The organism is Dyella ginsengisoli (assembly GCF_044904665.1).
Classification (GTDB): Bacteria; Pseudomonadota; Gammaproteobacteria; order Xanthomonadales; family Rhodanobacteraceae; genus Dyella_A; species Dyella_A ginsengisoli.
Genome location: NZ_JADIKM010000003.1, coordinates 636,799 through 651,833, shown reverse-complemented (window position 1 = coordinate 651,833; position 15,035 = coordinate 636,799). Strand labels below are relative to the sequence as shown.

The following is a 15,035-nucleotide window of genomic DNA, read 5'->3' as shown; positions in this document are numbered from 1 at the left end:
CGCCTGATGCCCTACGCCGTGGTCCAGCGCGTGGTGTTTCGTGGCAAACCCTGGTACGTGGTCCAGGACCAGACGGGAGGACGGGTTTATCGCTTCTCCACGGCGGCCTATGCGCTGATCGCCGGCATGGATGGCAAGGCCACCGTGCAGTCGCTGTGGGAAAACGCGAACGCCGCGGAGGTGCGCGACGCCTGCACCCAGCCGGAGGTGGTCGACCTGCTGGTGCAGTTGCACTCGGCCGACCTGCTGCAGACCGACGTGGCGCCGGATTCCTCCGCGGCGATGGAGCGCCATCGCAAGAAACGCACCGATACGGTGAAGCAATGGCTGCTCAATCCGATGAGCCTGAAGCTGCCGCTGTTCAATCCCGATCGACTGCTCGGCGCGCTGGCGCCCCTGGTCACTTGGTGCTTCGGCCCGCTGGGGGCGGTGCTGTGGCTGGCCACCGTGCTGCCGGCGGTCGTCCTGGCCGCCGAGCACTGGTCCGAGCTCACCCGCAACCTTTCCGACCGGGTGCTCTCCACCAGCAATCTGTTGGTAATGCTGGCCGTCTATCCGCTGGTCAAGCTGCTGCACGAATTGGGTCACGGCTTCGCGGTCAAGCGCTGGGGCGGCGCCGTGCGCGAATTGGGACTGATGTTCCTGATCTTTGCCCCGGTGCCGTACGTGGAGGCTTCCGCTTCCTCGGCCTTTCCTTCCAAGTACCGACGTGCCCTGGTGGCAGCGGCCGGAATGCTGGTCGAACTACTGCTGGCCGCCTTGGCGCTTTACGCATGGCTGCTTGCCGAGCCGGGCGTGTTGCGTGCAGTGGCGTACAACGTCATGGTGATCGGCGGCGTGTCGACGCTGGTGGTCAACGGCAACCCGCTGCTGCGCTATGACGGTTACTACATCCTGGCCGACCTGATCGAGATGCCCAACCTGGCGCAGCGCGGCCAGGCGTGGTGGACCTGGCTGCTGGACCGTTACGCATTCGGATCGAACGAGGCGACCCGGCCGGACGAAACGCCGGCGGAACAGCGCTGGCTGGTGCTGTACACGCCGCTCGCCTGGTGCTACCGCACCTTCGTCACCGCATCGATCATCTTCCTGGTCGCCAACAAGTTTTTTGTCTTCGGCGTGCTGATGGCCTGCTGGAGCGCCATCAGCCTGCTTCTGATGCCGCTGTACCGGGGCTGGAAGCACCTGGTCTCGGCGCCTGCACTGCACCGTCGGCGGCGGCAGGCGATGCTGCGCACAACAGGTGTTCTGGCCTGCCTGCTGGCCGCGTTGACACTGCTGCCGGTACCACTGAGAACCCAGGCGCAGGGCGTGGCGTGGCTGCCGGACCGGGCCATGGTCCGGGCCCGCGAGAACGGCTTTTTCGAGCGATGGGACGTGCCGCCTGGAAACATGGTCACGCAGGGGCAGCCGCTTTACACACTGCGCGATCCAGACCTGCGTGCGGAGCTGGCCGTCGACCAGGCCAGACTGGCCCAGGCGCAGGCGCGCTACCAGGCCGACCAGTTCAGTGATCCGGTCAAGGCCGCGCAGACCGCCCGGCAGCTTGCCGAGGCGCAGGACGTGCTTGAACAGGCGCGGCGGCGGGTCGAGCGCCTCGACGGCAGCGCCGAGCGCAGCGGCCGGTTGATGGTGGCGACGTCCCAGGACATGCCCGAGCGCTACTTCAAGAAGGGGGAGTTGCTGGGCTACGTACTCAGGAACAACGACCTGCTGGTTCGGGCCGTGGTGCGGCAGGACGATATCGATCTGGTGCACCAGCGGCTGACCGGGGTCTCGCTGCGGCTGAGCGATTCACTGGACCGGGTCAGGGCCTCCCGTGTGGTGCGCCAATTCCCGGCGGCCGTGCAGGAACTGCCGACAGCGGCACTGGGCATCGCTGGTGGCGGCCGCATCCCCACCAGTCCCAGCGACCCGCACGGCCTCCAAACGCTCGAACGCGTGTTCATCATCGACCTCGCGCTCCCGCCCGACGCCCGGCCGGTGTTCGGCGAGCGTGTCGAAATCCGCTTCGAGCACGGCCACGAACCGTTGTTTCGCCAAGCCTTGCGGCGCCTGCGCCAGGTATTCCTGAGCCATTTCGATGTCTGACGTCCGCGCCTTGCTGGCCGGACGCGAGGTACCCCTGGCGGATGGTCCCTACCTCGAGCGCATCGACCCGCTGCGCAAGCCATGGGAAGACCGGCTTCGCGCCTGGCTGGACCGTATGCCCCGGCTAGAGCGACTGCGCACGCGACGCTTCCTGCGTCTGACCGGCGCGCGCGAGGCCGTCGCCGCAGCGCTGGATGACGCGGGGCTGCGCGCTGCCCTGGACGCCGCGGCCGTGCGCATGCGCCGGGAAGGCTTTACCGACCATGCCCTGGCCCACGCCTTCGCACTGATCCGCGAGGCGTCCCGGCGCACGCTCGGCATGCGCCACCATGATGTGCAGTTGATGGCCGGCCGCGCCCTGCTGCGAGGTCGGCTGGCCGAGATGTCCACGGGAGAAGGCAAGACCCTCGCCGCGACCCTTGCAGCATGTACGGCCGCCATCTGCGGCGCAGCGGTGCACGTGGTGACGGTGAACGATTACCTTGCCGAACGGGACGCCGAGCACAACCGCAAGCTGTTCGAGCTGCTCGGCCTGTCGGTCGGAGTCGTGCTGCAGGACATGGAGGTGCCCAAGCGTCGCGAGGCGTACGCATGCCACATCACCTATGTGTCGAACAAGGAGCTGACGTTCGACTACCTCAAGGATTGCATTGCCCTGGGCGAGGCGTCGCGGACACAGCAGCGGCTGCGCGAATTTACCGGTGCCCGCCGCGGCGAGCCACCGATCCTGCGCGGGCTGCACGTGGCCATCGTCGATGAGGCGGACAGCGTGCTGATCGACGAGGCAGGCACCCCGCTGATCATCTCAGAGACCTTGCCAGATGACCTGGACCCGGCCATCTACGGACAGGCGATCGCGTTGGCCCAGGGACTGAGGCAAGGAGCTGACTACATCCTGGGGCCGCACCGGGACGTGTGGCTGACGCCCATAGGCAAGCGGGTCGCGCGGCGTGACAGCGCAGGATTGGGCGGCTTGTGGATGTCGCCACTCTGGCGCGAGGAGTTCATCCAGAAGGCGCTCTCCGCGTTGCATCTGTTCCAGCGAGATCAGCACTACATCCTCGCCGAGGGCAAGGTGCAGATCGTGGACGAGTCCACCGGCCGCGTGATGGCCGACCGCACCTGGGAGCGCGGCCTGCACCAGATGATCGAGACCAAGGAGGGCTGCGAGGTGACCGGGCAACGACGCACCCTGGCGCAGATCACCTACCAGCGCTTCTTCTGCCGTTACCTGCTGCTTTGCGGCATGACCGGCACCGCCAAGGAAGTGGCCGCTGAGGTCAAGCGCTGCTACGACCTTTCGGTCAGCCGCATTCCCACTCACCGGCCGAGCCGGCGGGCACGCCTGGCCGACCGGGTCTGCATCGATTCGCAACGCCGCTGGCACGTCGTCGCCGATCGGGCCGCCCGCATGGCGGCCAGCGGCCGCGCCGTGCTGGTCGGCACCCGCTCGGTCGAGGCCTCCGAGCACCTGGGTCGTCTGCTGGACGCCGCCGGCGTGCACTACACCCTGCTCAACGCACGTCAGGACGAGGCCGAGGCCGAGGCGGTCGGACAAGCCGGTCAACCCGGGCGGATCACGGTGGCGACCAACATGGCCGGCCGCGGCACCGACATTAAGCTGGCTCCCGAGGTGGAGGAAGCCGGTGGCCTGCACGTGATACTGACCGAGTTCCACGAATCGGCGCGGGTGGACCGCCAGCTGTTTGGCCGCTGCGCACGGCAGGGCAACCCCGGCAGCACGGAGGCCATCGTCAGCATCGACGACGAGCTCTATCAGCGCTTCGCCTCATTCTTCACCCGCAGGTTGCTGGCGTTGCTGATTCACGACCAACGCCGCAGCCGCCGCCTGCTTCGCTACTGGACCGCCGCGGTGCAGCAGCGCGCGGAACGCCACTATCGCAGGCAACGGACCGATACGATGCAGCGCGACACGCACTGGGTCCAGGCACTCAGCTTCGTAGGGAATCGCTCCAAGTGACTGTGGCGACGAGTCAGGTTTGAGTGGCACGAAGTCTCGACTCGAACGCTTATCGCATTCGCAGTCGGCTCCACCGACGTCCCCCTGTTTTGTGGGTAGCACCGCGGTTTGTAGTTCAATCCCTCACCTGAAAGAGATTGGACATGAAGAAGCGCTTTCCGAAGAACAGATCATCGGCTTCCTGCGTGAGGCGGAAGCCGGCATGCCGGTGAAAGAGCTGTGCCGCAAGGGCCGCGTGCTCGAGTGCCTGACAGTCGTAGATGACGCCACCCACGAGGCGGTGGCCAGTCGAGGTCGAGCGGGCCATCCCCGATAAGGGTGTGACCCGAGTGATGGACCGCCTGGCACTCAGTCGCGGCCTGCCAAAGGTGATTCGCAGCGACAACGGCAGGAGTTCTGCGGCACGGCGATGGTGCCCTGGGCCCACGAGCGCGGCGTGCAACTGCGTCTGATCGAACCGTGCAAGCCAAACCAGAACGCTTACATCGAATCGTTCAATGGCCACCTGCGCGACGAATGCCTCAACGAGCATTGGTTTCCCAGCCTGCTGCACGCGCCGAGATCAAACGCTGGCGGCGGGAATACAACGAGGAGCAACCGAAGAAGGGCGGGCTGAGGCCCGCCGCCTATGCGAAGCAGTTAAAGTGAACCCGGACTCTAAACCGTTCCGCTACTCAAAGCGTGGGCGTCGGACTCGCTCGTGCCGTGAGGTCTCCATTGGGAAGAAGAAATATTTCGCTTCTCTCGTATGGTTTGATTCTAGGAGTTGGCGAACGGCTTTGACCGTTACGGTGGGCTCAACGGAAGGTGCCTGAGAGAATTGAGGGTCGTTCCTGACCGCTGCTACGGCCTGTGCCGCGGCTATTTCCTCACTAAAGGCCTCAATCCTCTTGGTGATGAAGAAGCCCTGCAATTCGGACTGTCCGGCCACGAGGAAATTCTCTCCCATCAGGAGCACGACATAGTTCAAGTCATCCTCTCCAGACGATACGGAAAGCAACTGCCGGGGCCCCAACCATTGAACCGACGGCGCCACGGGTCCGGTTACGCCTTGCTGATTGCTGCGAGGGAGTCAGGCGCAGTTCGTTGTTCTGTTCGGCCCCTCACCGGATCCGGCCGACTGCCCTGATACATCCGGGTCCAGGAAGCCGGGCCGTCGATGCCCCGACCGGGCTTGGCGGCAGCCTCCCCCTTCGCGGCTTCGACGACTGGCCTTGGTCCCACTGACGGTGAGGCAGCATGCGACGAGGTGCGGGCCCTGCCCCGTCGGCTCGTGCTTGCCTCCATTCACATCTGTTCCAGCTCCCTGCCCCGCGTCTCCCTGACCCAGCGGAGCACGAACACCGTCGACAACGCTGCGGCCACCGCGTAGATGGCATAGGTGGGCGCCAGCCCGATACCGGCCAGCAGCAACGGGAAGCTGATGGTGATGGCGAAGTTGGCGATCCATTGCGCGGCACCGGACACAGCCAGGCTGGAGCCGCGGATCTGGTTCGGGAACATCTCGCCCAGCATCACCCACATCACCGGGCCCCACGACATGTTGAAGAACACGACGTAGACATTGGCCGCCACCAGCGCCAGCGTGCCCATCGGCGGCGGCAACGCCAGCTTGCCCGCCGCATCGATGTGCGCCTGCGCGAACGCCCACACCACCAGCGCCAGCGAGACCGTCATGCCCAGCGAGCCGATCCACAGCAGCGGCTTGCGGCCGATGCGGTCCACCAGGCCCACGGTCACCAGGCAGGCGGCGATGCTCAATGCACCGGACACCACGTTGATCAACAGGGCGTCGCTCTCGGAAAAGCCCACCGCCTGCCACAGCACGGCGCCGTAGTAGAACACCACGTTGATGCCCACCAGTTGCTGCAGCACCGCCAACCCGATGCCGACCCACACGATCGGGTGCATGCGCCGGGTGGTCTTGTCGATCAGGTCGGAAAGCTTGGGACGATGGCGATCCTGCGCCAGCGAGCCGCCGATATCGGCGAGCTTCGTGCGCGCGATGTCCTCGCCGTACAGCCGCACCAGCACCGCCTGAGCCTCCGCCTCGCGCTTGCGCATCACCAGGAAGCGGGGGCTCTCCGGAATGAAGGTCAGCGAAACCAGGAACAGGGTTGAGGGCAGCACCTGCATCCAGAACATCCAGCGCCACGCGTCCAGGCCCAGCCACAGCGCTTCGGTGGACGCGCCCGCCGCCCTGGCCAGCAGGTAGTTGCTGAGAAAGGCGCAGAACAGGCCGCTGATGATCGCCACCTGCTGCATGGTGGCCAGGCGCCCGCGATAGCGTGCCGGGGCCACCTCCGCGATGTATGCCGGCGCGATCACGCTGGCAGCGCCCACCGCGAAACCACCGGCCAGACGCGCCGCCACGAAGAACACCACGCCGGGCGCGGCGCCGGCCCCCAATGCCGACAGCAGGAACAAGATCGCCGCGGCAATCAGCACCGTGCGCCGTCCCTGGTAGTCGGCGGCGCGCCCGGCGAAGAACGCGCCGATGGCGCAGCCGAGCAGCATCGAGGCCACCTCGAAGCCGATGCCGGCCGCGGTCGAGTGGAAGGCCTGCTTGAGCCCGTCCACCGTGCCGTTGATCACGCCGCTGTCGAAGCCGAACAGGAAACCACCCAGGGTGGCGACGCAACTGATCTGCACGATCAGTCGCGTGTTTTCCGCCTGCTCGATCGAACCGCTGGTATCGAATGTCGCGCTGTGCATGTCCACGATCGGATCTCCCCTCGCCTGTCCTGTTGCAACGCCGAATGGCCTACACCCGCACCAGGTACTGGTTGACGAGGTTCTCGTAGCGCTCCTGCTTGCCGCTGCGCTGCGCGGGCTCGCCGCGGGCAATTGCATGCGAACGCAGATCATCCATGCTCAACTTGCCATCGGCAAAGGCGCGACCGTTGCCGGCGTCGAAGCTGGCATAGCGTTCGGCGCGCCATTGCTCCAGCGGCGACTGCGTGAGCATTGCGTGCGCCACCTCAAGGCCTCGCGCAAAGGCGTCCATACCGCCGATGTGGGCCATGAAGAGGTCTTCTGCATCGGTCGACTCGCGCCGCACCTTGGCATCGAAATTGAGACCGCCCGGGGCCAACCCGCCCTGGCGCAGCACCACCAGCATGGCCCCCACCGTGTCGTACAGGTCGCTGGGAAATTGATCGGTATCCCAGCCGTTCTGGGCGTTACCGCGGTTGGCGTCGATGCTGCCGAGCAGGCCATGGTCGGAGGCCACCTGCAGGTCGTGCTCAAAGGTATGGCCCGCCAGCGTGGCGTGGTTCGCCTCGATGTTGAGCTTGAAGTCCCGCTCCAGGCCGTGCGCCTTCAGGAAGCCCGCCACCGTCGACGAATCGAAGTCGTACTGGTGCTTCATCGGCTCCATCGGCTTGGGCTCGATCAGGAAGTTGCCCTTGAAGCCGATGCTGCGGCCGTAGTCGCGTGCCATCGTCAGGAAGCGCGCGAAATGGTCCAGCTCGCGTTTCATCTGGGTGTTGTGCAGTGAGGCATAGCCTTCGCGCCCACCCCAGAACACATAGTTGGCGCCGCCCAGCTCGACCGTGGCCTCCAGCGCGGCCTTGATCTGCACGCCGGCGCGGGCGACCACGTCGAAGTCCGGATTGGTGGCCGCGCCGTTCATGTAGCGCGGGTGGCTGAACAGGTTGGCCGTGCCCCACAGCAGCTTCATGCCAGTGGCCTGCTGGCGCTCCTTGGCCAGCGCCACCATGTGTTTGAGGTTCTTTTCGTACTCGCCGACATCATCGGCGTCGGGCGCCATGTCGATGTCGTGGAAGCAGTAGTACGGCACGCCCAGCTTGGTGAAGAACTCGAACGCCGCGTCCATCTTCGCCTCGGCACGCGCCAGTGGCGCACCGTCCGCGTCCCACGGAAACACACGGGTGCCGGGGCCGAACGGATCGTGTCCGGCGTTGCAGAAGGTATGCCAGTAGCACACCGCGAACCGCAGGTGCTCGGCCATGGTCTTGTCGCCGATCTTGCGGTCCGCGTCGTAGTGCTTGAACGCCAGCGGGTTGTCGGAGGCGACGCCCTCGTAGGGAATGCGGCCGATGCCGCCGAAGTATTCGCGCTTGCCGACGAAGGGAGTGTTCATGGGGTGCGATTCCTGTGCATGTGCGTTGCTTGAAACGGATCAGCCCGAGACCGCGTGGGCCTGCTGCAGAACGGTCAGTTGTTCGAGAAACTGCTGGTAGGGCTCGCGATACGACTGCACGCGACCGGCGTCCGGCCGTGCGGCCCGTGCCTCGTCCAGCGCCACGTGTTCGCGTGCGATCTCCTCGATGCCCGAGGTGTCGCCGGCGTGATGTCGCCATGCCCACAGGGCCTGCAAAGCCGCGCCGAAGGCAGCACCCTCGATCTGTGCAGGCATCTCCACCGGCAGGCCGAACACGTCGGCCACCACCTGTCGCCACGGCGCACTGTTCGCCCCGCCACCGGTCAGCCGGATCGTCTGGAATGCCAGGCCAGCGCGGCACAGGGCGTCCAAACCATGGCGCAGCGCGTAGGTCGCGCCTTCCATTGCCGCGCGATAGACATGGGCGCGGGTGAAGTTGCCCGGGCTCATGCCGTGCATGCTGGCGCGCGCCGAAGGCAGGTCGGGCGTGCGTTCGCCGTTGAAGAACGGCAGCATCAGCAGGCCATCGGCGCCGGGCGCCGTACCTTCGATCAACTGGTCGCCCTCCCCCGCCTCGAGGCCGAAGGCTTCGGCGACGCCGCCGGTGGCCACCGTGCAGTTCATCGTGCAGATCAGCGGCAGGCCACCGCCGGTGGACGAGCAGAACGCCGCCCACAAGCCGTCATCGTCGACCAATGGACGTTCCGTGCTGGCGAACAACGTGCCCGAGGTGCCCAGGCTTACGCTGAGGATGCCGGGCGCCACGTTGCCGGTGCCGATCGCCGCCATCATGTTGTCGCCACCGCCGGCCGACACGCGTACCTCGCGCGACAGGCCCAACGCGTCGGCGGTGGCCGGCGCGATCGGCGCGCTGAAATGCTCATCGACCAGCGGCGGCAGGCAGGCCGACAGGTCACGGTCCGCGTCGGTGGCCGCGAGCATCGCGCTGGACCAGCGTCGCGTGCGCACATCCAACCAGCCCGTGCCGGAGGCGTCGCCGCATTCCATCCAGCGTTCGCCGGTGAGCCAGAAGTTGATGTAGTCGTGCGGCAGCAGGATGCTGGCCAGCCGGCGGTAGACGTCGGGGCGGTGCTTGCGTGTCCAAGGCAGCTTCGACGCGGTGTAGCCGGCCAGGATGGGATTGCCCGCTAGCGCAATGCACCGCCGGTGGCCGCCTGCAGCGGCCATGATCTCGCCGCACTCGCGCCAGCTGCTGGTATCGCACCACAGTTTCGCCGGAGCGAGCACCCCGCCCGCCGCGTCCAGCGGAACGAATCCATGCTGCTGGCCGGAAACCCCGATGGCCCTGATGCGGGCACGCAGCCCGGCATCGAGATCGGCGAAACATTGCGCCGTTGCGGCGATCCACCATTCCGGGAGCTGCTCGCGGCTGCCGTCAGCACCCTCGACCAACGCCAGCGGCCGCCCGCGAATCGCGAGCGTGCGGCGACGATCGGTATCGTGAACGAGCAGCTTGACGCTCTGGGTACCGATGTCCAGGCCGGCGACGAGGCTCATGCCGCTGTCCGCCTTTGGGCGCCTGCGCTTCCCATCGGTACCGCACTCATCTTCGGAACCTTCAAGACACCCACCCTTTCATGCGTCCGGATACAGACCGGCGGCGGTCGCGCCGGTGGTCGGCTGGCACTTGCCGACGCCTTCCAGGCCTGGCGCGCAGCCCCGTCACCGGTTCGATGCTGCTGCCCGTACACCAGCGCTGCAATTGCGAAATCCGTCATTGCGGCACGTCATTTTCCGTGCGGCAACGCCGCATGTGCCGCCACTTCCCAACAGGTATGGTCGACACCATCGAGTAGATGCCGTCACGGCAGATCGTGGTATCGCATGCCATCACCCCACCGCATCGCACTGCTGTTCAATGCGAACAAGGTCTACGACCGCCATGTGCTCACCGGCATAGGGCAGTACCTGACGTCCACGCGAGTCGAGTGGGACCTCTTCATGGAGGAGGATTTCCGCAGTCGCACCGTTGGCATCCACCACTGGCGCGGCGATGGCATCATCGCCGACTTCGACGATCCGGTAGTCGGCGAGACGCTCTGCGGCATGCCGTTGCCCGTGGTCGCGGTGGGTGGCTCTTATGCCGATCCTGCGAACTACCCGGCGGGGATTCCCTACGTGGCCACGGACAACGCCAGGCTCGTGCGGCTGGCGTACGACCATCTGATCGATCAGGGCCTGCAGCGCTTCGCCTTCTACGGCCTGCCACCCACGCCGGGCAACCGCTGGGCGATGGAGCGCGAACAGGCATTCCTCGGCATGACCCGCGCGGATCATCTTGAAGGCCTGGTGTTTCGCGGCTCACCCACCAGCGCGGGCGGCTGGGGCGTCGCCCAGGAAGCGATCGCAGACTGGGTCCGAGCATTGCCCAAGCCCATCGGCATCATCGCGGTCACCGATGCACGCGCGCGCCACCTGCTGCAGGCCTGCATCGTGGCCGACGTCCCGGTGCCGGCCGAGATCGCGGTGGTCGGTATCGACAACGACCCGATGGCGCAACTGCTCAGCCGCATCCCGCTGACTTCGGTGATCCAGGGCGCCGAGGAAATGGGACACACCGCAGCGCGTCTGCTGCATCAGATGCTGCACGGCGGGCGCCCCACCCAGCAACGGATCATCGTGCCACCCAAGGGCATCAATGTGCAGGCCAGCAGCCGGCACGTGCCGATGAACAATCCGCACGTCATGCGCGCGCTGCACCACATCCGCCAGTACGCGTGCCTGGGCATCAAGACGGACCAGGTCGCCGATTACGTCGGTGTATCGCGCACCCTGCTGGAGGAGCATTTCAAGCGCGAGCTCAAGTTGACCGTCCACCAGGCGATCCTGCAGCACAAGCTGCAGACCGCGCAGCAGATGCTCGCCGATGCCACCGTGCCGCTGGCCGACGTGGCCGTGCGCAGCGGCTTCACCTCGCTCCAGTACATGTACGCGGTGTTCCGCCGCGAGCTCGGTTGTACGCCGCGCCAGTTTGCCGAAGCAGTACAGGCCGGCGAAGACGTTCCCGGCGTCGCGGAACCGCTGGCCGCGCCGAAGCGCGCGACGCTGTAGCGAGGCAGCATCACGGTAGCGGGGCGGTGCGGATCGTTAGCCACACAGTCCATCACATGCATTGTCGTGTTCGATGCGACTCTCCTTGCCCTACCAATCGAGCCTTCGTGGTCGTGGCGACGATTGCGAAATCTCCCTCCGGCACTAACGTTTATTCGTATGCAAGCGCACAAGCCGCCATGCGGGCGCGGGCTTGCTGCTAGCGTGCAGGGGCCATTTCGCCAGGAGCTCCCATGCCCTTGTTCCGACATGCCATCTGCCCACACGAACCTCGCCGTGCCGCGTTCATAGGATGCGTGCTGGCCGCGTGCCTCCTGACCAGTCTGTCGGCATGGGCCGCGCCGCCGCCGGGCAGTCCCGACGCCCCGACCGCCGGCGCACTCACCCCGGCGCAGATGGATCAAGCATGGCAGCGTGCTACCGCGCGCTACGTGCCTGAGCGACGGGCGCTGCTGGCCAGGGTCGCGCAAGGGGAGGCGGTCGGTCCGTTCCGCCCGGACTGGATATCGCTCGCGCATTACCGGGTGCCGGCCTGGTTCGGTGCTGCGAAGTTCGGCATCTTCATCCACTGGGGCGTATATGCCGTGCCGGCGTTCGCGAACGAGTGGTACCCGCGCAACATGTACGACGACACGACGCGCGAACACGCCCACCAGGTGGACACCTACGGTCCGCTCGCGCAGCACGGCTACAAGGATTTCATTGCCGGGTTCCAGGCGCAGCACTGGGATCCCGCAGCCTGGGCAAAGCTGTTCAGGCAGGCCGGCGCGCGCTATGTCGTCGAGGTGGCCGAGCATTCGGACGGCTTCGCCATGTACGACTCCCGGCTGTCGCGCTGGACCGCCGCGAAGATGGGGCCGAAACGCGACGTGGTGGCCGCGCTGGAGCGGGCCGTGCGCGCCGAGGGCCTTCGCTTCGGCCTCTCCTCGCATCGCGCCGAGCACTCCTGGTTCTTCGATCACGGCCGCGAACTCGCCTCCGACGTGAACGACCCCGCATACGCCGATCTCTACGGCCCAGCGGTACCGCACTTCATGCAGGGTGGATACCAGGACCTCGGGCGGGATTGGACCTACATTTCGCCTACCTATGTCGATGACTGGCTGGCGCGCACCACCGAACTGGAGGCGTACTACCAGCCCGACCTGATCTACCTCGACTGGTGGGTGGGCCATCCCGCATTCCGCGACGCCCTGGCCAGGTTCGCTGCCTACTACTACAACCGCGGTGCGCGGCGCGGCGGCGTGGTGCTGAACTACAAGCTGCACGCGATGCCCGGCGGCAGCGGCGTGCAGGACGTGGAACGCGGCCAGCTCGGCGCCATCCAGCCAGTGCCATGGCAGACCGATACCACCATCAGCAACAGCTCCTGGGGTTACGTGGAGCACGACACCTATCGCTCGGCCACCTCGATCGTCCAGTTGCTGGCCGACGTGGTGAGCAAGAACGGCAACCTGCTGCTGGACATCGGCCCCAAGCCGGACGGCCGCATCGTGCCGCAGGAAAAGGCCGTGCTGCTGGACATCGGCCAGTGGCTGGCGACCAACGGCACGGCGATCTACGGCAGTCACCCCTGGCGCGTGTCCGGCGAGGGCCCCACCGCAGCGGCCGCCGGCGCCTTCAAGGAAAAGCTGGCCACCACCTACACCGCCGCCGATTTCCGCTTCACCCGCAACGACGACAAGGTGTACGCCATCGAACTGGCCTGGCCCGATGACGGCACCGCCGTCATCGGCAGCATCACGCCCGGCGACCACGTGCAGGACGTGCGCCTGCTAGGTTCGCCCACGCCGGTGCGCTGGGAGAGCACCGCCGAGGGGCTGGTGCTGCATCCCGGCGCGCGGCCGACCGGGCCCGCCGTGTTCGTCTTCGCCATCCGCACCGCAAAGGACACTCCATGAAAATGCCCAACGATCGCTTGGACGCGACCGCCGGCGACGCAACCCCCTCCTTCGAGCCCGCGCCGGACCTCGCGCGGCGGAATCTGTTCAAGGCCGTAGCGGCAGGTGCCGCCGCGATCCCGCTGGCGCGCATGGCCAAGGCCAGCCCTGCCCCGCCGTGCATCGGACGCGAGCCGTACTGGCGTCCGGGCACCGAAGACCAGCGCATGGCCGATCTCGGTAACGGCACCTATATCAACCCCATCGTCGCCGGGGACCATCCCGATCCTGCCGTGCTCCAGGACGGCCACGACTACTACATGACGTTCACGCCGTTCACCGCGTCGCCCGGACTGGTGATCTGGCATTCGACCGACCTGGTCAACTGGACGCCGGTCGCGACAGCCCTGCACAAGCCGATGGGCAACATCTTCGCGGTCAACCTCTGCAAGCACGCAGACCGCTATTACATCTACCTGCCGACCCAGCAACCGGCTGGCGACTGGTCGATCTTCGTGATCACCGCCGAGCACATCGTCGGCCCGTGGAGCGACCCGGTGGACCTGGAAATCCCCGGCTGCATCGATCCGGCTCACGTGGTCGGCGAAGATGGCCGGCGCTACCTGTTCGTCAACGGCATCCGCATGATCCGCCTGACCGATGACGGCATGGCTACCGACGGCAAACTTGTGCATGCGTACACGCCCTGGCAATACCCGAAGGACTGGGTGGTCGAGGACTTCGCACCGGAAGGACCGAAGCTGCTGCGCCGCGACGGCTGGTTCTACCTGGTCAGCGCCGTGGGTGGCACCGCGGGCCCGCCCACCAGCCACATGGTCATCGTGGCGCGCTCCCGGTCGGTACATGGCCCGTGGGAGAACTGCCCGCACAATCCCATCGTGCGTACCCGGTCGGCAGCTGAACCCTGGTGGTCGCGCGGCCACGCGACCTTGGTCGAGGGGCCCGCAGGCGACTGGTGGATGATCTACCACGGCTACGAGAACGGCTTCCGCACGCTGGGCCGCCAGACGCTGCTGGAACCGATGGAATGGAGCGAGGACGGCTGGCCGGTCGCTACCGGCGGCGACCTGTCGCAGCCGCTGCGCAAGCCAGCGGGTGGGCGGGCCGGCCCGAACGGCTTCGCACTGTCAGACGACTTCTCTACCGACCGGTTCGGCGTGCAGTGGTCCTTCCACGACCCGCGACCCACCGAGATGCAGCGGATCACCCGCGACGGTCGCGGCATGCTGCTGGCCGGTGCCGGCGGTTCGCCGGCGGACAGCGCTCCCATGGTCTGCTGCGCTGGCGACCGCGCCTACGTGGTGGAGCTCACGCTGGAACCGTCCGACAACGCAGAGGCCGGGCTGTTGCTGTTCTACAACCACAAGGCGTTCGTCGGCGTCGGCTTCACGCCGGACACGATCAAGACCTTCGAATACGCGCAGGAACTTTCCTGGACCCGCATCCAGCGGGACAACCGGCGGGTGCGCGTGCGCCTGACCAACGATCACAACGTGGTGACCTTCGAGTACTCGCACGACGACGGACACAGCTGGCAACTGCACACCTTGCGCATGGAAGTGTCCGGCATCCACCACAACGTGTTCGGCGACTTCCTGAGCCTGAAGCCGGGCATCTATGCCGCGGGCAAGGGGCCGGTGCGGATCAGCGATTTCCGCTACCGTGCGATCGAGGGCAACCCGCTGGTGTGATGCCGCGGAGCGCTTGCGAAACCGCACAGCGGGAAGCACCGGTTCACCGCACGGCCGGAACCCGGAAGAGGAGCGCAGATGGCCTCGTCAGCGGGGCCATCTGCGCCGGGCGCTTTGCCGACAAGCGGCAAGGACACCGCTCCCGCATGCATCACGCCACCTCGCCCGGCAGT

At 66.6% G+C, this 15,035-nt stretch carries 8 protein-coding genes and 2 pseudogenes; 7 read left to right on the top strand and 3 right to left on the bottom strand.

From position 1 onward, the window contains the following. Positions 1-6 precede the first annotated feature (6 nt). From ISP17_RS13205 to ISP17_RS13195, 4 genes and pseudogenes are all read left to right on the top strand, one after another. Entirely contained in the window at positions 7-2,091 is a 2,085-nt protein-coding gene (locus ISP17_RS13205; protein WP_404633856.1) for a hypothetical protein, read from the top strand. Continuing rightward, on the top strand, positions 2,084-4,072 hold the full coding sequence (locus ISP17_RS13200) for a preprotein translocase subunit SecA (RefSeq protein WP_404633854.1): 1,989 nt from the start codon (positions 2,084-2,086) through the stop codon (positions 4,070-4,072). Before ISP17_RS13205 ends, ISP17_RS13200 begins: the two co-directional genes overlap by 8 nt. A gap of 136 nt (positions 4,073-4,208) precedes the next feature. Then, a pseudogene (locus ISP17_RS19520) lies at positions 4,209-4,301 on the top strand (transposase); the annotation flags it as partial. After that, positions 4,299-4,720: pseudogene (locus tag ISP17_RS13195) on the top strand (integrase core domain-containing protein); the annotation flags it as partial. The pseudogenes ISP17_RS19520 and ISP17_RS13195, both read left to right, overlap by 3 nt. Positions 4,721-5,359: 639 nt before the next feature. Here the strand turns inward: ISP17_RS13195 and ISP17_RS13190 are convergent. From ISP17_RS13190 to xylB, 3 genes are read right to left on the bottom strand one after another with little or no spacing between them, the layout of a single operon-like run. Beyond that, on the bottom strand, positions 5,360-6,787 hold the full coding sequence (locus ISP17_RS13190) for a sugar porter family MFS transporter (protein WP_404633852.1): 1,428 nt from the start codon (positions 6,785-6,787) through the stop codon (positions 5,360-5,362). A gap of 49 nt (positions 6,788-6,836) precedes the next feature. Then, positions 6,837-8,177, bottom strand: coding sequence for a xylose isomerase (xylA, locus tag ISP17_RS13185; RefSeq protein ID WP_404633850.1), 1,341 nt, complete (start codon positions 8,175-8,177; stop codon positions 6,837-6,839). 39 nt (positions 8,178-8,216) lie between these two features. Next, a complete protein-coding gene (gene xylB, locus ISP17_RS13180) occupies positions 8,217-9,716 on the bottom strand; it encodes a xylulokinase (RefSeq protein ID WP_404633848.1) in 1,500 nt (499 codons plus the stop codon). A gap of 327 nt (positions 9,717-10,043) precedes the next feature. Between xylB and ISP17_RS13175 the strand changes: the two genes are divergently transcribed. The 3 genes from ISP17_RS13175 to ISP17_RS13165 all read left to right on the top strand — a co-directional run bounded on the left by ISP17_RS13175 (position 10,044) and on the right by ISP17_RS13165 (position 14,862). Beyond that, complete coding sequence (locus ISP17_RS13175) at positions 10,044-11,270, top strand: XylR family transcriptional regulator (protein ID WP_404633846.1); 1,227 nt, start codon at positions 10,044-10,046, stop codon at positions 11,268-11,270. Between the two features lie 296 nt (positions 11,271-11,566). Continuing rightward, positions 11,567-13,171 (top strand): alpha-L-fucosidase, encoded by a 1,605-nt coding sequence (locus ISP17_RS13170; RefSeq protein WP_404633844.1) that lies wholly within the window; start codon positions 11,567-11,569, stop codon positions 13,169-13,171. Positions 13,172-13,173: 2 nt separating this feature from the next. Further along, complete coding sequence (locus ISP17_RS13165) at positions 13,174-14,862, top strand: family 43 glycosylhydrolase (protein ID WP_404634316.1); 1,689 nt, start codon at positions 13,174-13,176, stop codon at positions 14,860-14,862. Positions 14,863-15,035 lie beyond the last annotated feature (173 nt).